Source organism: Corynebacterium urealyticum DSM 7109, from assembly GCF_000069945.1.
Classification (GTDB): Bacteria; Actinomycetota; Actinomycetes; order Mycobacteriales; family Mycobacteriaceae; genus Corynebacterium; species Corynebacterium urealyticum.
Genome location: NC_010545.1, coordinates 2,026,500 through 2,044,054 on the forward strand (window position 1 = coordinate 2,026,500; position 17,555 = coordinate 2,044,054).

Consider the following 17,555-nt stretch of genomic DNA (forward strand, 5'->3'; position numbering starts at 1 on the left):
CAGTTTCCCTAAGCCGAGGCCCTTCGGGGCTTCGGCTTCGTGCTTTCCACACCATGCCCAACGAAGGATTTACACTCGAAGCCATGAAATTTGCCGTCATGCCGGACTCGTTCAAGGGAGCGCTCAGCGCCGGCGAGGCCACCGCCGCCATCACCCGCGGGCTCCTGCGGGCGATACCCGACGCCCAGATCAGCACCATCCCCATGGCCGACGGCGGGGAGGGCACCGTCGAGGCCATGCTCGCGGCCCACCAGAATGAACACGGCTCCGCTGGAGAAAGCACCAACGATTTCCCACGCCGCGTGAGCTGCGAGGTCTCCGGCCCCCACGGCCCGACCGCCGCACCGGTGGCAGCGACCTACGCCCTGCTGGACGAGCGCACCGCCGTCATCGAGATGGCAGCCGCCGCGGGGTTGCCGCTGATGGGCGAGGACCGCGACGTCGAAAACTCGACCACCTACGGCGTCGGCGAGCTGATCCGCGATGCGGTGGACAACGGTGCGACGCGGATCCTCATCGGGGCGGGCGGGTCAGCCACCAACGACCTCGGCTGCGGGGCGGTCGCCGCGCTCGGCGCCGTGTTCCGCGACGCCTCCGGCGAGGAGGTCCTCCCCACCGGGGCCACGCTGGCTGATGTCCATTCTCTCGACCTTTCCGGCATTCCGGACGTCATTACCGCGGCCTCAATCACGGTCCTCGCCGATATCGATAACCCGATCCTCGGCCCCCGTGGCTGCGCGGCCATCTTCGCCCCGCAGAAGGGTGCGGACGCCGAGTGCGTAGCCCGGTTGGAGGCTGGCGCGGAGCACCTGACGGAGGTTGTCGCCCGGAGCTGCGGAACGTCGATCGCGGATCTACCCGGCGCGGGTGCCGCTGGTGGATTCGCCGGCGGGCTCGTAGCGACCCTGGGAGCGGAGATCCGCCCCGGCATCGACGCGCTCTTGGAGGCCGTGGGCTTCGACTCCCTCGCCGCGGGGGTGGATGCCATCATCACCGCGGAGGGTCAGATCGATGGCCAATCGCTCTCCGGCAAGGTGCCGGTGGGCATCGCCCGGCGCGCGGGCGGAACCCCAGTATTCGTGCTGGCTGGCTCCGTCGGAGTGACGGAGAAAAACAGCGGTGCAGCGAGTGCTATGCAGCCACTCTACGACGCCGGGATCACCGCAATCTTCACCATCGGCCAGCGCCCGGAACCACTCCACACGGCCATCGCTGGCACAGCCGGAAACCTCGAAACCGCAGCCGAGAACCTGGCCCGCACGCTGGCCGCTCACACCTCTAACGAAAGGTGATGGGTTCTGCAGATGACAACAGCGCCTGCTGAAAAATCAGCAGGCGCTGCGGGGTATTTGCGAGGAGCAAGTCCTACGCTCATAAATGAGAATACACTGTCCCCATGACCAGTCAAGAGGCTCTCCAGCTGCTGCTATCTGAAAAACGCCTGGCTCCTTTCGCTCACGCTGCCAGCGGAAACATAGCCCGCGCTGAAGAGCTGTACCGGTGGAATAATCGCTTGTCGGGCGCTCTGCATGCTCAAATCGGGCTATTCGAAGTGATCACCCGCAATGCTCTTGATAGGGCCCTCCGAGCCTGGTGCTTACAACGCTTCGGAACCAGCTCCTGGACCTCCCGCGACTTACCTGCAAACGAGATCCATGTCCTGATTTCTCGTCAGCTCGCTGATGCCCGAAAAAATACCGCTAAGGCGGCTCGAAACCGGCCTCCTCGGCATCCACGGAAGAACGCGAAACCCATTCACGACGATGTCGTCGCCCAATTGACACTGGGAAACTGGGCTGCCTTGCTCGGAGCATTCCCCCGTCATCAGATGAGCCCAAAGAAACAGGAAGCGGCTGCATCGCTATGGTCCAACGCGTACACAGTCGCATTTCCGCGTTTAAGACTTGCTCCTCAACAAGACGGACATTCCATTCCCCAGGATGGCATCAGCTTAGGGGATAACTACCGACGGGTCACTGATCTCAGGAACCGTGTGGCACATCACGAAAACCTTTTGGATGTCCGGGTCAATCGACGCTTGAACGACATGATCACCGTGCTCGCCGCAATCGACGAAAACATACCCGGCTGGTTTCTCCGAGGAAGTAAAGTGCGACGCATTTACCAGCAAGACCCGAGGGGTTCTTGGTCTTAACAACTGTCTCTTCGCGCCACTATCGGCAAGCTCGCTCATCGCGCTTGCTGAAAAGCAGAGAAATCTCACACGCTATTCTTGAAGCGGTCAATCCGCTCACCATAAGGTTCAAAGGCCCATGAAGCACGCCAAAAACCTCGCCCGCATCGCGCGCAACTCCGTGAGCAGCCTAGCCACGGAGGTCCGCTCCCGGGTCGAGGAGAAGAAAGCCCGCCTCTTCCCGAAGTCCAGCACACCGCGGCAGGTCAGGCCGGGGATCCGTGACCTCGATGCCACCGGCGTCCTCACCGTCGCCGACCACGGCACGGACATCCCCTTGCACTGGTACGAGGTCGGCCCCGGCCACGGCTCGACTGCAGAGACGGGCAACGCGGAACCGCTGACGATCGTGTTCATCCACGGCTTCACCCTCGGCGCGGACTCCTGGTACCGCCAGTTCCGCGGACTGCGTAAGAAGCTGCCGGGCGTGCGTCTCCTCACCCTCGACCTGCGCGGTCACGGCAAGACTGGTGCGGTGCCACCCTCGTTGTGTTCGACGGAAACGGCTGCGGAAGACGTCCTGGCCGTTCTCGCCGAGCGTGCGCCGGCCGGAAAGCTGATCCTCGTCGGCCACTCCCTCGGCGGGCAGATTGCGTTCGCCGCGCTGCGACATGCCCCGGAGGACGTGCGGCAGCGCATCGCGGGGTTCGTGCTGGTATCCATAGCCATCGACCGCTTCGCCGCGAACGGTATCCCGGAGCTGCTGAATCTGCGCAGTGTCGGCTGGCTGGCCGGGCTGCTGAAGGCCTCGCCGAAGCGGGTTCGCAAGCTGCGCGACAAGATCGCCGGCCTGATCGCCCCGGCGCTCGCGATCGCGGTGTTCTCCCGACCCACGAACCGCCAGGTCATCGACCTGCACGCCTACATGATCAACGAAACGCCACTGGACACGTACCTAGGCTTCCTCGATGACCTGCGCGGGCACGATGAATACGACGCCGTCCCGTATCTTTCCGGTCTGCCCGGGACCGTCCTCGTCGGGGACAACGACGACGTCACCTCACGCGAACAGGCTGAAAAGATCGTTGCTGCGTGGCCGGGCGCGGAGCTGATCGAGGTCGCCAACGCGGGCCACATGCTCCCCTTGGAGGCTCCGAAGGAGGTCAACGCGGCGATCGCGCGACTGGCAGAGAGGGTCGCGGGAGGTACGACGCACCCCCAACAGCGCTGAGACATCGTTACTGAAGCATGAGCTGACGTGTACACCCCACACCACGGTCCAGAACGCCAGAGTCCCCGGCCAAAGGACCGGGGACTCACGAGGCACAAGTGCTAGAGCTGGAGCCAGCAAAAGCGAATGCCACTGTCTACTGTGTCGCTGACACCAACTGCGCGTCGAGCTGACGGTTTTTCAGGTCCTTGCGCAGGATCTTTCCGGTGGCAGATTTTGGAACAGCGTCCAGAAACTCCACGATGCGAACCTTCTTATACGGCGCCACCCGCTCCGCAACCCACGCCTTCAGCTCCTCCGGGTCAATCTCTGCCGGAACGCCAGCGGAATTCTGCTGCGGGACAACAAAAGCTCGAGGAATCTCTTCGCCATCCCCCTCGCGCACGTAGCCGACCACCGCGGCGTCAGAAATGTCATCCCGGGTCAGGAGCAGCGCCTCCAGCTCTGCCGGAGGCACCTGGTAGCCCTTGTATTTGATCAATTCCTTCGCGCGATCAACGACGTAGCAATTACCTTCCGAATCCACGGCGACCATGTCGCCGGTGCGCAACCAACCATCCGGCAGCAGAGTCCGGGCCGTGGCCTCCTCGTTGTTGAGATAGCCCTTCATCACCTGCGGACCGCGGACCCACATTTCACCAACCGCCGATCGTTCGCCCGACTGTGTGGGCGCGGGAATCTCCGGCAGATCATCCTTGGAGATATCAACGATCTTGATCTCGGTATTTGGCAACGGAGCGCCAACGGACTCTAGAGGCGTCACGTTAACCAAAGAGTTATGGGTAACCGGGGAGGTTTCAGTCATCCCAAAGCCCTGGTAGATATCCACGCTGAGCCGCTGCTGCACCGCGATGGCAAGCTCCCGGTCGAGGGGTGCAGCTCCGGACTGGATAGCGCGCAGAGAGCTCAGGTCATAGGATTCCACCGCCGGGTGCTTCGCGAGTAGAACAGCGATCGGCGGCGCGATGAAGGTGCAGTCAATGTTGAATCGCTCGTGTGCTGACAAGAAGGATTCCAACTCGAACTTCGGCAGCGTGACCATTGTGCAGCCCTGAAACAGAGCCGCCCCAAGCAGGCAGTTCATACCGTAAATGTGGAAGAAGGGAAGGACGCCGCAGACCACCGAGCCGGTTTTCATGCCATTGTGCTGCATGGACGGGGACACCTGGAAGAGATTGGCGACCAGGTTCTGGTGACTCAGCTTCACACCCTTCGGAATCCCTGTGGTTCCCGAAGAAAACGGCAACACAGCAATATCCTCGTCCGCGTTGATTTCAACCTCAGGCGCAGTGTGATTTTCAGCGAGAAGCGCCTTGAGCCCAGCCTCGGCATCGGTGAGGTTAATAACCCCTTCAGCCGGAATCCCCTTCGCCTGCGCAGCTTCCATGCCTGCGGTGCCCAGCAGATCTGTGGTGAGCAGCATCTTTGCATCCGCCGCCCGCAACTGCTTTTCAGCATCCTCAGCAGTCGCCAAGGAGCCTAGCGTCGTCACCGTGGCCCCGGATCGAAGAATGCCGAAGTAGGAGATGACAAACGCGGCATGGTTGGGGCAGTGCAGCGCAACCACGTCCCCCTTCCCGACCCCGCGAGCGGCGAGAGCGCCTGCCATGCGCTCGTAACTCGCCTTCAATTCTTGAAATGTCATCTCTTCGCCGGTCAAACCGTCGATGAGCGCAGTTTTGTTTGCCAGCCCGCCCGACAGGTCGCCGAAGATGGCGTCATAAAGAGGAATCTGTGGGATTGTGACGTCTGGATAAGGGCTTGGGATGGGCATAGCGGTAATCCTTTCGGCGTATCAACGAACCGCGGAGCGTGACCCATAGTGGAAATCTGAAACGTGATTCAGGTCACAAGCGCGAGGTTAGCAGAAGCCCTTTCCCTGGCAAATGTTTTTCTCGAAAAACAACCACGCGGGCGGCTACCCATCGCCGGTCGCCCCATCAGCGACCCCGTCCGGACTATCGCAAGTGAAGCAAGCGCTCCGCTCCGTCGAAAAGGTGCGAGTGCTCGTTGTAGCTCACGAGACGCACCGGAGTAAGCCCATCCACGCCTCGGCCCGCTCCATCGAACGGCGCCACCTCCAGCTGGCGAGCACCTCCAACCCACCCATCAGCATTAGCTCCCGACCTCTCTGGGAGAACCCTAAGCACAGTCAAAGACGCGGTGTAGGTACGCCCAATTAGGTGACGGAAATTGGAACCAAAGAGCGAAGACACAATCACACTAATCGGGCCACCGCTCGTCGCCACGACCACATCCCTCCCTTGAGCAAGATCTACTACAGCCGCGAACGCACCGAGCACCTCCCTGCGGAAATCTTGAAACTCCGGAGCCTCCACCCAACGATCCAGCGCCCGATCCAACACAGCCCCTAGCAGGCGATGCCCCTCGACGAGCAGCTCCCCATCCCCGCCGTCTGCCGCCTGCCGATAAACCTCCGCCAAGCGGTCACGCTCTTCCGGATGCTCGTCAAGATAGGGCATCACGACAGAATCGGAGTTGAACTCGCACCACCCCTCCATGACGGCTGGATCAATGTCGAGCGACTCGGCGAGCGGAGCCAAGGTGTCGCGCTGGCGACGCAAGGGTCCCGATACAAGAGCTGCACCCCCTTTGAGCCTTCGCTGCAGCTCCGCAGCCACGAGCCGCGCTTGCCGATGCCCAACGCGGGTGAGGCGATCGTATTGCTCCTCCATTCCCCGCTGCCATTGCCCCCGCCCTGCAGCAGCAGAATCCGCCTGGCCATGCCGGAGCAGGTAGATCGTTCCTGTCATGCGAAAATTCAACTTTCTGAGATATCGGGCATTCTAAGGTGCCTTAGGATCAAGTCTATGGCCACACATCCACCCCAGGAGCAACTCCAGAAAACTGAGAAGCTATCGCCCAGAGCCGCCGCCCGGCGCGAGGAAATCCTCACCGCTGCCCGGAAAGTTTTTGTCCGCGATGGTTATACCGCGACAAAGCTCCTCGATGTTGCTAAAGAGGCCGGATGCGCAGCGGGAACGCTGTATACCTACTTCGAGAACCGCGAAGATCTCTTCACAGCCGTCCTGCAACAAGTTGAACATGAGATGCGCAGCGCCAGCGGAAGAATAGCCAGCGATGACCCCCGCGAACTCATCAGCGCCGCCAATCGCGCCTATGTCGAAAGCTACGCCGACAATGCCCCGGAACTCTCGCTGATGGAGCAGGTTTCGCAAACCCATCCCGAAATGCACAAACTGCGCACGTCGCGGGCGCGGGGATTCACCTCCCGGAACCAACGGCTCATCAAGTCATTGCAGGACGATGGCACTCTCGCCAGCGACCGGGACGCCGAAATGCTCGCCCTCAGCTTGTCCATCATGGTCTCGCGACTGTGCTACTCAGTGTTCGTTGAAAACATGATCCCCGATGCCGGCGAGGCAGACGGTGCCGCCACGGCCGAGAAACATAAAGCCCGCACTATTGAGCGCATCGTCAACACCGTCAATGACATCTGGTTTCGCACGCTAGGCCTCTAGCGCACCCTGAAGGGCTAGACCCCACCACCCAAGACCCCTCGGAGGTCGGCAAGGCTGAAATCTCCCAAAAGGATTGAATCGTGATTCAATTCACATTACAATCAGCATTGTTCACCAAAACTATGCACAACGGCAGGTAGGAACCTCATGTCTCACCACACCCCAGCAAACAAGCCGATCAGTTACGACTACTCCGGGCACAACGCAATCGTTACCGGCGGCACCCGTGGCATCGGCTACGCCACGGCTCGACTCTTGGCCGCGAGTGGCGCGAACGTGACGATCACCGGTCGCAAACAAGAAACCGTCGAACCCGCCGCCGCTGCCCTCCAGGCTGAGGCAGCCGAGCTGAACCCCAACGCCGGTCGCGTCATCGGAATCGCCGCCCACGTCGCAGACCCCGATGCAGCCCGAAGGACCTGCGAAGCCACCGTTCAAGAATTCGGCAGCGTCGACGTCCTGGTGAATAACGCCGGAACAAACCCCGCCTACGGGCCAATCCACAAGCAGAGTCCCGAAGCCATGGCAAAGACCTACGAAGTCAACGTCATCGGCCCCGTCATCTGGACCGCCGCCGCGAAAGACGCAGGCATGGGGGCCGATCGCAAGGGCGCGGTCGTCAACCTCTCGTCCATCGGCGCCCTCACCGAGGAAGCAAAGCTCGGCGTCTACAACGGGACCAAAGCTGCGCTCCTGCACATGACCCGCCAGATGGCCAACGAGCTCGCCCCCACCATCCACGTCAACTCAATCGCCCCAGGCGTGGTGCGCACCAAGCTCTCCGAAGCGCTATGGAAAGAACACGAAGACGCCGTCGCGGCTATCACTCCCGCGCAGCGGATTGGCGAGCCCGAAGACATCGCCGCTGCTATCGCCTTCCTCGCAGCACCTGCAACAACCTGGCTCATCGGTGAAAATCTCGTCGTCGACGGCGGCATGCTCGTCCAGCCCTAGGTTCATCACCCACCCAAGCAACAGCACCACCGAAACGCTCAGAACGAGGAAAAGATATGGACTTCGCGCCCAGCGCACGCTCGAAGGAGTATCAGGAACAGCTCCTTCGCTTCATGGATGAACACGTCTACCCGGCCGAGCCGATCTACCACCGGCAGATGACCGAGTCCGGCGATCCGCACCACCACCCAGCGATCCTTGAAGACCTCAAAGCCGAAGCCAAGAAGCAGGGCCTATGGAACCTCTTCCACCCCCACGCCGGCACCGGCCCGGGCTTGAGCAACGTTGACTACGCCCCATTGGCAGAAATCATGGGACGCTCCCCCCAGCTTGGCCCCGAAGCCTGCAATTGCAATGCCCCGGACACCGGGAACATGGAGGTTCTCGAGCTTTACGGCAGCGAGGCCCACCGCAGGGACTACCTGAATCCGCTGCTCGACGGTGAAATCCGCTCCGCGTTCGCCATGACCGAACCAGGAGTCGCCTCCTCAGATGCCACCAATGTGTCCATGCGCATGGAACGAGTGACCGGCTACACCGCCGAAGGCTCGAATAAGCCCCTCGATGGGTATGTACTTAACGGGCGGAAGTGGTTTAGCTCGAACGGCATGCGACCCAACCTCAAGGTGCTCATCGTCATGGGCAAGACCAGCCCAGAGGCTGAGCCCCACCGCCAGCAGTCCATGCTGGTCGTCCCCGCCGACGCCCCCGGCGTCCACATCGTGCGCGACCTTCCCGTCTTCGGCTACCACGACCGCGAAGGCCACGCCGAACTGGAATTTGAGGACGTATTCGTCCCCGACCACGACATCCTCCTGGAGGAGGGAGCGGGTTTTCGGATCTCCCAGGACCGCTTGGGGCCAGGCCGGATTCACCACTGCATGCGCGCCATCGGCATGGCAGAACGTGCACTCGAGCTGATGTGCGAACGAGCCTTGTCGCGAAGCACCTTCGGCAAAGCGCTGGCCGAGCGCGACACGATCCAAGAACGCATCGCCAACGCCCGCATCGACATCGAGCAGGCCCGGCTATTGACTTTGAAGGCCGCCTGGATGATGGACACGGTCGGCAATAAGGCCGCTCGCCAGGAAATTGCTGCCATCAAGGTTGCTGCCCCACAGGTCGCACTCCGCATCGTGGACGAAGCCATCCAAGTATTCGGTGGCGAGGGTGTGACCTCCGATACCCCGCTGGCTCACATGTGGGCTGGCCTGCGATCACTCCGGCTGGCCGATGGCCCGGATGAAGTCCACCGCATGACCATCGCCCGACAAGAACTGCGCAAATACAAGTAGAACCCCTGCACAGCACAGACCTATCGAAGGAGCCACGGTGAACGACCCAACAACCGGCAGCCATAATTCAGCCACGAAGAACCCGGCCGCGCCGTTCAACATGGACGAGCTCAGCGCCTGGCTTAGCCGCATCACGCCGTTGAGGGGTGAGATCTCGCTCGACCGCGTCGGAAACGGACAATCGAACCTCACGTTTCTCGTCGAAGACACCGCGGGCTCGCGCTGCATCGTCCGCCGCCCACCGCTCGGGAAGCTGGCTGCCAGTGCCCATAACGTCGTGCGCGAAGGAAAGATCATGGCAGCCCTTCACGACACCGAGGTGCCAGTCCCGGTAATTCATGGCAGCACCGACGAGCTCGCGGACCACGGTCAGTCAATCTCCGATGCCCCCGTCGTGGCGATGAGCATGGTCGACGGAATAACCATTAGCTCCGCAGAAGCCGCCTCGCCCTTGGGGCTGGACATCCGGCACAACGTTGCCACCAACATGCTGGACGCGATGATCCACATCCACGACGTCAATCTCGAATCCACCGGGCTGGACACGCTGGCGTCCCACGACCCCTACGCCCCACGCCAGCTCAAGCGCTGGTCAGGGCAGTGGGATAAAACCAAAACCCGGGAATTACCTGCGCTCGACAAACTCACGGCCCTCCTGGAGAAAAACACCCCAGAGCAGAAAGAAACCGTGCTGGTGCACGGCGACCTGCACGTCGGCAATGTCATAGCCAACCCAGACGACGGCACCATCAACGCGGTCATTGACTGGGAGCTCACCACACTGGGCGATCCTCTCGCGGACGTGGGGACAATGCTGGCTTATTGGCCAGTCAAGGACGGGCTAGTGCTCCCCGGATTTGAAGCACCCCTCCTCGACGGATTCCCAAAGTCTGAAGAACTAGCCTCACGGTATCTCTCTGCCACGGGACGGGATAGGAATGCATTGGCGTTTTGGCACGTCCTGGGACTATGGAAAGTCGCGATCATCTGCGAAGGCGTGGTGCGGCGCGTCATGCAGAATCCCGACAACCGCGCCTCCGGAGGCGCCCCCACCCAGGAGATGGTCGAATGGGTTGTCGCTGAGGCACAGCAGACCGCGAGGGAGTACGGGCTCAGCTAGGTGGCCTGCTTTTAGCAGAGAACCTCCGGCAAGCTCACTAAGCTGGGCGCCATGGCAATCCGAACCCCGCAAGAGTGGATCAGCGAGTACCCCCTCCTCGAGCGCCTCGTCGCGCTGGAGGAGACCCTGTGGTTGAAACCCGACCTGCCTCGAGCCGAAGAAGGCCTGGCGCACGTCGGGATCACCCCGGACCAGGTCCAGGACGCCGCGGACCGGCTGAAACGCTTCTCCCCCTACCTGCAGCAGGTCTTCCCAGAGACCACGCCCAGCGCGGGCGTCATCGAATCCCCTCTCCGCCACGTGCCCGCGATGAAGGAGGCGATCGAGGACCTCACCGGGCAGCAGATCGAAGGACAGCTGTGGGCGAAGCTCGACTCCCACCTGCCGATCTCCGGGTCCATCAAGGCCCGCGGCGGGATCTACGAGGTGCTCCAGCACGCCGAGGCCCTCGCCCTGGAACACGGCCTGATCACCGTGGACAGCGACTACCGGCTCCTCGACTCCGCCGAGGCCCGCGAGCTCTTCGGCCAGCACCGCGTGGCTGTGGGCTCCACCGGCAACCTGGGGCTATCCATTGGCATCATGAGCGCCAAGCTGGGCTTCCAGGCCGCGGTCCACATGAGCGCGGATGCCCGCCAGTGGAAGAAGGACCTGCTGCGCTCCCACGGCGTGGAGGTCGTGGAGTACGAACAGGACTACTCCGTCGCCGTCGCCGCTGGCCGCAAGGCCGCCGAGGACGACGACAGCGTCTACTTCGTGGATGACGAGAACTCCGTCTCCCTCTTCCTCGGTTACGCGGTCGCCGGGGCGCGACTGGCCGGCCAGCTGCAGGCCTTGGACGTCCGGTTCACCGAGCAGGAGCCGCTCCACGTGTACCTGCCCTGCGGGGTCGGCGGTGGTCCAGGTGGTGTCGCATTCGGCATCAAGGCCATTTTCGGCGACGCGGCGCGCTGCTATTTCGCCGAGCCCACCCACTCCCCCGCCATGTTCATCGGAGTGCACACCGGCGCCCACGATCAACTGGCAGTGCAGGACTTCGGCATCGATAACCTCACCGCCGCCGATGGCCTGGCCGTGGGGCGCCCCTCCGGCTTCGTCGGCGAGCGGATGCAGCACCTCATCGACGGCTACTACACCGTCAGCGACGAGAACATGTTCCGGGGTGTGGCCCTCTTCGATCGCTCCGAGGATGTGCAGTGTGAGCCGAGCTCCGCGACCAGCTTCTTCGGCCCCGGAGCCATCGGCCGGGCGGGCACCCACCTGGCGTGGATCACGGGTGGGGCGATGGTGCCAGAGGAAGAAATGGCTAGCTACATCGCCCGCGGTGAGGAGCTGCTCTAGGGCTAGCCTGTCTATATAAAAACAGTGGCCACGGGGTTATCCCCGCGGCCACTTGTGTTATTGAGTTATTACTCGGCCATTACAGCGCTGGCGAAAGACCGGCGCTCGACTGGTCAGACACCCGGTAGAGGTGCTCGTTGACGAACTCGCCAACGCCCCAGCGGGCGAGCTCGCGGCCATAGCCGGAGCGTCCGATTCCGCCGAAGGGCAGGCCCGCGCCGGTGACGGCGTGCTCATTGATGAAGGTCATGCCGTCGTGCAGCTGCACGGCGACCTCGCGGGCTGCTTCCAGGTCGGTGCTCCACACGGAGCTGGAGAGACCGTAGTCGGAGTCGTTAGCGATCTCGATGGCCTCTGCCGCGTCCTTTGCGCGGTACACGATCGCCACGGGTCCGAAGATCTCGTTGCAGCCAACGTCGGCCTTGGGGTCCACGTCGACCAGCAGGGTTGGCTCCATGAAGGCGCCCTCGCGGTCGATGGCCTTACCGCCGACGCGGATGGTGGCATCACCATTCTTCTCCGCCTCGGCGAGGCGCTCGACGATCTCGTCGCGGGCACCGATGGAGGACAGCGGACCGATATCGGCGTTCTCGTCGTCGTATGCGCCGACCTTCATGTCGCCGATGAGCTTCTCCAGCGTCTCGACGGTGCGGTCATAGAACTCGTCCATGACGATCAGTCGCTTCGGGGCGTTACATGCCTGGCCGGTGTTGTACATGCGGATCTTGGTGAACTGCTCCAGGACCCAGTCCAGGTTCTCATCGTCGAGCACGATGAAGGGGTCGTTGCCGCCCAGCTCCAGCAGGGACTTCTTGTAGTTCTCGCCGGCGGTCTTCGCTACAGCAGCACCAGCCTGCTCGGATCCGGTGAGGGAGACACCCGCCACGCGCTTATCCGCCACGAAGGCATCCATCTGGGAGCCGGAGGCGTACACGTTGATGAAAGCATCCTTCGGCAGCCCGGCCTGCTCCAGCAGGTCCTGGCAGGCCTGGGAGGACAGCGGGCAAATGGAGGCGTGCTTCAGCACCAGCGTGTTGCCCAGCAGCAGGTTCGGTGCTGCCCAGCGGGCGACCTGGTAGTAGGGGAAGTTCCACGGCATGATGCCCAGCACCACGCCCAGGGGCTCCTTACGGACCCAGGTCTGCTGTGCGCCTTGCTGGGAAAGCTGCTCATCTGCCAGGAGCTCGTGGGCGTGCTCGGCATACCAGGTGAAAATGTCCGAGACGATGTCGATCTCAGCCTCGGCCCAGCGGGTCAGCTTGCCCATCTCGCGGCCGATGTGTTCCGCCAGCTGCTTCTTGTTTTCCTGAAACAGCTTCGCGGTCTTCCTCAGGACGTCGGCGCGCTGCGCAATAGGGGTCTTGCGCCACTGCTCGCCTGCAGCGGTGGCGCGATCCAGAATTGCATCGCGGTCGGCATCATTGATGCGGTTGAACTGCTCTTCTTCTTGGCCAGTACTTGGATTCTGCAATGCAAAAGTGCTCATGACCCCTGCCTACCAGAGGTGTCGGGGCGGTGTCAGTGACCAAGGACAAAACCCCGGCCCGCGGTGCAGCACCTCGGGGCCGGGTTTTCGCTATGTGCCCAGCGCTTTAGCTCAAGCCAGCAGTCCGTGAAATTTCACCGAAAATTCGCGACGGCACTCGCGGCATTGCCAGGAATTATCCGTTTCCGTGGTCGGAAACAGGTTCTCCCCCATGCAGTAGGGGCAGAAGTTCACGGTCGCACGCCGACCGTTGCTGTGGCCGGACTTCCCACCGATTGCCTGGTTCACCGGTGGCAGGGAATCAGTATCGGGGACACTCATCGCAGGGCTTCCTCCTCGGCGCGGGCGACCCAGGAGCTGAACTCCTCGCCGGCCTCACGCTGCTCCTTGAAGTTCTCCACCACGCGGACCACGTAGTCGCCCACGTCCTTGGAGAACACGTTGTTGCCGCGCAGCTTGCGGCCGAAGCCCGGCTCCAGGCCGACCTTTCCGCCCAGGTGAACCTGGAAGCCCTCGACGCGGTTGCCGTCCTCGTCGGTCAGCACCTTGCCGGACAGGCCGATGTCCGCGACCTGGGAGCGAGCGCAGGAGTTCGGGCAGCCGTTCAAGGAGATCTTCAGCGGCACATCAAGGTCGCCGACCCGCTCCTCCAGCTCGTCGACCAGCTGGATAGCGCGCTGCTTCGTCACGACGTGCGCGAGCTTGCAGAACTCCAAGCCGGTGCAGCTGATGATGTCGCGGCGGAAGGCCGAAGGCTTCGCGGACAGCCCCTCCTTCTCCAGCTCGGCGGCAAGCTTGTCTGCATTCTCCGGGGTCAGATCCAGGAACAGCAGCTCCTTATCGGGAGTCGTGCGCAACCGCGTGGATCCATAGGACTCGGCGAGCTCCGCCAGGCGCTGCAGCTGGGCGCCATCGGTGTGACCGACCGTGGGCTTCACGCCCAGGTAGACCTTGCCGTCCCGCTGCTCGTGGATGCCGATGTGGTCGCGGTAGCCGGGGTACTCGCCCGGGTCCGGACCGTCGACGAGTTTGCGGCCGAGGTAGTCCTCCTCCAGCACCTTGCGGAACTTCTCGATGCCCCAATCAGCGACGAGGAACTTCAGGCGCGCGCGGTTGCGTACCTTGCGGTAGCCGTAGTCGCGGAAGATGCGAACTACGCCGGCCCACACCTCCGGGACTTCATCCAAGGGTACCCAGGCGCCGAGCCGCTGGGAAAGCATCGGGTTGGTAGACAGCCCGCCGCCGACCCAGACGTCGAAGCCAGGGCCATGCTCCGGGTGATTGGAACCGATAAACGCCAGGTCCTGGATCTCGTGGGTGACGTCCTGGCGGGAGTTGCCGCTGATCGCGGACTTGAACTTGCGTGGCAGGTTGTCGAACTCGCCGCTGGTAAGTAGCTCTTCCTTGATGGTGTGAATGGCCGGGGTGGCGTCGATAATCTCGTCGGCAGCGATGCCTGCGACCGGGGAGCCCAAGATGACGCGGGGGACGTCACCGCAACCGAAGTTGGTGTCCAGCCCAACGGATTCGAGCCTGTCCCAGATGGTCGGGACGTCCTCGATGCGGATCCAGTGCAGCTGGACGTTTTGGCGGTCGGTGAAGTCCGCGGTGTCGCGGGCGTAGTCGCTAGAAATCTCGCCGATGACGCGCAGTTGCTCGCTGCTGACGAGGCCGCCGTCGAGGCGGATGCGCATCATGAAGTAGTTATCCTGCAGCTCCTCGGTGCTGAGCGTGGAGGTAGCCACACCGTCGAGGCCAGGACGGCGCTGGGTATAAAGACCGACCCACTTGAAGCGGGGCGCGAGGTCCTCCTTCGGGATGGAGTCGAAGCCCTGCTTCGAGTAGGTCTCGCGGATGCGGTCGATAACGCCGAGGCCGGCGCCTTCTTGCTTAATCTTCTCGTCGTCGTTGAGCGGGGTGGTGCCGTCAACGAGCCACTGGCCTTGCGGCCGGGGCTTACGCTTCGGCCTCGGTCGAGTGGTGGGGGTTGCAGTCATGGTGAATTTCTCCAGTTAATTGTGCGTTGCGGCGGTCTTGTCTTGATCCGCAACGCGGGCTGCAGATCAACCTACACTAGACAGACCGTGCGGTCTATAACTGCACACACTAAACCGGTAAGCCGCAAGGTTGCAAGCAATTTCAGCAAAGTCAATTGCATAAACTAGACAATGCTGTCTACACTCTTGTGTGATCCACCCCCTAGAACCTCGCAATCCCATCGCGGTGGGATTAGCTTGGTGGGTGAAGAATATGCACTTAGAACCAACGATTGGACCCTAAATAAAAGTGTCAGACGCAGCAAAGACCACTCGTCCGCTCCGCATCGCGGTCATCGGCTCCGGCCCGGCCGGCATTTATGCATCCAACGCCCTCGCCAAGGCCACCATCCCGGAGGGCAGCGGCGACACCACCTTCGACGGCGTGAGCGTGGACATCTTCGAGCGCATGCCAGCCCCATTCGGGCTCATTCGTTACGGCGTCGCACCCGACCACCCCCGCATCAAGGGCATTATCCGCTCCCTGCACCGCGTCCTCGACCAGCCTCAGATCCGCCTATTCGGCAACGTCAACATCGGCGAGGACGTCACCCTCGAGGAACTGAAGCAGCACTACGACTCCGTCATCTACGCCACCGGCGCAACCAAGGACCGCGACCTCAACCTACCGGGCGCAGAAGCCACCCACGGCGGCGCTGAATTCGTCGGCTTCTACGACGCCAACCCGAAGTTCTCCGAGGACTGGAAGCTGGACGCCGAGTCCGTCGCCGTCATCGGCGTGGGCAACGTCGGCCTCGACGTCGCCCGCGTCCTGGCAAAGACCGGTGACGAGCTGCTCACCACCGAAATCCCGGACAACGTCTACGAGTCCCTGAAGAAGAACCAGGCCAAGGAGGTCCACCTCTTCGGCCGCCGCGGCCCCGCACAGGCGAAGTTCACCCCGCTGGAGCTGAAGGAGCTCAGCTACTCCGATAACATCCAGGTCATCGTCGACCCGGAGGACATCCAGTACGACGCCGCTTCCGAGGAGGCCCGCCGCGGCTCCAAGATCACCGACATGGTCTGCTCTTTGCTGGAGCAGTACGCCATCGCCGACCCAGGCGAGGAGCCACACCGCGTCTACATCCACTTCTTTGAATCTCCGAAGGAGATCAAGACGGACGAGCAGGGCAACGTCACCGCCCTGATCACCGAGCGCACGAAGCTCAACGGCGACGGTTCCGTCTCCACCACCGGCGAGATCCGCGAATGGCCGGTCGGCGCGGTCTACCGCACCGTCGGATACAAGTCCGACCAGCAGGCCGACCTGCCGTGGGACGCCGACGAGAACGTCCTGCCGAACGTCGGCGGTCGCGTGCTTACCGAAGGCCCCACTGCGGACGGCATCGCAGGTGTGCCGGGCAGCGCCGACCCGGAGGCCGAGAAGCGCGAGACCCTGCCAGGCGTATACGCCACCGGCTGGATCCGTCGCGGCCCCGTCGGCCTGATCGGTAACACCAAGGGCGACGCCAACGAGGCCGTCGATAACCTCTTGACCGACGTCGCAAAGGGCATCGGCTTCCAGCCAGCCAAGCCGGAGCTGGAGAGCGTCGAGGAGCTGCTGCGCTCCAAGAACATCTCCTGGACCGACTGGGAGGGCTGGTACGCCCTGGATAAGCACGAGCGCGAACTCGGCGAGGCCGAGGGCCGCGAGCGCAAGAAGGTCCGCGAGTGGGACGAGATGCACCACCACTCCAAGTACAGCGGGGAGTAAGCACTCCCCTGGTCGGAGCGGCAGCAAAGGCCACGCCGACCGCACCCCCACGCACACGGGGAGAGCCCAGGCCCAGTAGTTAGCAAAAACTAACATTCCTACTGCAAAGGTACAGCTCTACCCCCATTTTGCGCGGGGGTTTCCTTTCCCCTTTAGAGCTCTTGTGGCTTAGGTAACATGCGACTCATGACTCTGGAAAACGACGCCGTAGAAGAAGGCCCAAAGGTCTACATCACCGGGCGAACCCTGCTGTCCATGCCTGCGTACCAGGTCCACGCCCTCTACAAGCTGCGGGTGGACGTCTTCGTTAATGAACAGCGCGCCGCATTCCCGGAGATCGACGACCAGGACGCCCTGCCGGAGACCCACCACCTGCTGGCCTACGTCCACCCCGGCAGCGGCCCGGACTACCCGTGGGGCACCGCCGACCCCGGCTCCCCCATGCGGCTCGTGGGCACCGTGCGAGTCTTCGGACCGCCGGAGGAGCAGCACATCGGCCGCCTCTGCGTCCACCCGGACCTGCGCGGTTACGGGATCGCGCACAACCTTGTCGCGCGCTCCCTGGAGGTCGTCCGCGAGCGCGCCGCCGCCCTGGACCCCACGACCCAGAAGTCGATCGTAAAGATCGAGGCACAGAGCCACTCCGTGCCCTTCTACGAGGGCTACGGTTTCGCCACCGTGGGCGAGCCCTTCGACGTCGAGGGCATCGACCACGTGGAGATGCAGCTCGAGCTCGACTAG

15 protein-coding genes are annotated in these 17,555 nt (G+C 62.8%); 10 read left to right on the plus strand and 5 right to left on the minus strand.

Going from position 1 to position 17,555, the window contains the following annotated elements; all coding sequences use genetic code 11:
- Positions 1-83 precede the first annotated feature (83 nt).
- From CU_RS08755 to CU_RS08760, 3 genes are all read left to right on the plus strand, one after another.
- Positions 84-1,292, plus strand: a complete 1,209-nt coding sequence (locus CU_RS08755) for a glycerate kinase family protein (RefSeq protein ID WP_041628524.1) — start codon at positions 84-86, stop codon at positions 1,290-1,292.
- 104 nt (positions 1,293-1,396) lie between these two features.
- The gene (locus tag CU_RS10675) at positions 1,397-2,155 is read left to right on the plus strand and encodes an Abi family protein (RefSeq protein ID WP_012360982.1); all 759 of its coding nucleotides are present in this window, start codon (positions 1,397-1,399) and stop codon (positions 2,153-2,155) included.
- Between the two features lie 118 nt (positions 2,156-2,273).
- The gene (locus tag CU_RS08760; RefSeq protein ID WP_012360983.1) at positions 2,274-3,365 is read left to right on the plus strand and encodes an alpha/beta fold hydrolase; all 1,092 of its coding nucleotides are present in this window, start codon (positions 2,274-2,276) and stop codon (positions 3,363-3,365) included.
- Positions 3,366-3,501: 136 nt separating this feature from the next.
- Here CU_RS08760 and CU_RS08765 read toward each other — a convergent pair whose 3' ends face one another.
- Both CU_RS08765 and CU_RS08770 read right to left on the minus strand, forming a co-directional pair.
- On the minus strand, positions 3,502-5,139 hold the full coding sequence (locus CU_RS08765; RefSeq protein ID WP_012360984.1) for an AMP-binding protein: 1,638 nt from the start codon (positions 5,137-5,139) through the stop codon (positions 3,502-3,504).
- A 184-nt stretch (positions 5,140-5,323) separates the two neighbouring features.
- Entirely contained in the window at positions 5,324-6,139 is an 816-nt protein-coding gene (locus tag CU_RS08770; RefSeq protein WP_012360985.1) for a histidine phosphatase family protein, read from the minus strand.
- Positions 6,140-6,196: 57 nt separating this feature from the next.
- Here CU_RS08770 and CU_RS08775 point away from each other — a divergent pair, with 57 nt between their 5' ends.
- The 5 genes from CU_RS08775 to CU_RS08795 all read left to right on the plus strand — a co-directional run bounded on the left by CU_RS08775 (position 6,197) and on the right by CU_RS08795 (position 11,578).
- Positions 6,197-6,868: a TetR/AcrR family transcriptional regulator gene (locus tag CU_RS08775; RefSeq protein ID WP_012360986.1), complete on the plus strand. Its 672-nt coding sequence runs from the start codon at positions 6,197-6,199 to the stop codon at positions 6,866-6,868.
- Between the two features lie 147 nt (positions 6,869-7,015).
- A complete protein-coding gene (locus tag CU_RS08780) occupies positions 7,016-7,822 on the plus strand; it encodes an SDR family oxidoreductase (RefSeq protein WP_012360987.1) in 807 nt (268 codons plus the stop codon).
- Between the two features lie 56 nt (positions 7,823-7,878).
- Positions 7,879-9,117 carry an acyl-CoA dehydrogenase family protein gene (locus CU_RS08785; RefSeq protein WP_012360988.1) on the plus strand — a complete coding sequence of 413 codons (1,239 nt, stop codon included), beginning with the start codon at positions 7,879-7,881 and terminating at the stop codon, positions 9,115-9,117.
- A 37-nt stretch (positions 9,118-9,154) separates the two neighbouring features.
- Positions 9,155-10,237: a phosphotransferase family protein gene (locus CU_RS08790; protein WP_012360989.1), complete on the plus strand. Its 1,083-nt coding sequence runs from the start codon at positions 9,155-9,157 to the stop codon at positions 10,235-10,237.
- A 51-nt stretch (positions 10,238-10,288) separates the two neighbouring features.
- Complete coding sequence (locus CU_RS08795; RefSeq protein WP_012360990.1) at positions 10,289-11,578, plus strand: D-serine ammonia-lyase; 1,290 nt, start codon at positions 10,289-10,291, stop codon at positions 11,576-11,578.
- Between the two features lie 79 nt (positions 11,579-11,657).
- Here CU_RS08795 and CU_RS08800 read toward each other — a convergent pair whose 3' ends face one another.
- From CU_RS08800 to CU_RS08810, 3 genes are all read right to left on the minus strand, one after another.
- Positions 11,658-13,064 carry an NAD-dependent succinate-semialdehyde dehydrogenase gene (locus CU_RS08800; protein ID WP_012360991.1) on the minus strand — a complete coding sequence of 469 codons (1,407 nt, stop codon included), beginning with the start codon at positions 13,062-13,064 and terminating at the stop codon, positions 11,658-11,660.
- A 111-nt stretch (positions 13,065-13,175) separates the two neighbouring features.
- Positions 13,176-13,385 (minus strand): hypothetical protein, encoded by a 210-nt coding sequence (locus CU_RS08805; protein WP_015381947.1) that lies wholly within the window; start codon positions 13,383-13,385, stop codon positions 13,176-13,178.
- Entirely contained in the window at positions 13,382-15,061 is a 1,680-nt protein-coding gene (locus tag CU_RS08810; protein WP_012360992.1) for a nitrite/sulfite reductase, read from the minus strand. The genes CU_RS08805 and CU_RS08810 overlap by 4 nt, the downstream gene beginning before the upstream one ends.
- A 289-nt stretch (positions 15,062-15,350) precedes the next feature.
- Between CU_RS08810 and CU_RS08815 the strand changes: the two genes are divergently transcribed.
- Both CU_RS08815 and CU_RS08820 read left to right on the plus strand, forming a co-directional pair.
- Positions 15,351-16,814, plus strand: coding sequence for an FAD-dependent oxidoreductase (locus CU_RS08815; RefSeq protein WP_012360993.1), 1,464 nt, complete (start codon positions 15,351-15,353; stop codon positions 16,812-16,814).
- A gap of 177 nt (positions 16,815-16,991) precedes the next feature.
- On the plus strand, positions 16,992-17,555 hold the full coding sequence (locus tag CU_RS08820; RefSeq protein WP_012360994.1) for a GNAT family N-acetyltransferase: 564 nt from the start codon (positions 16,992-16,994) through the stop codon (positions 17,553-17,555).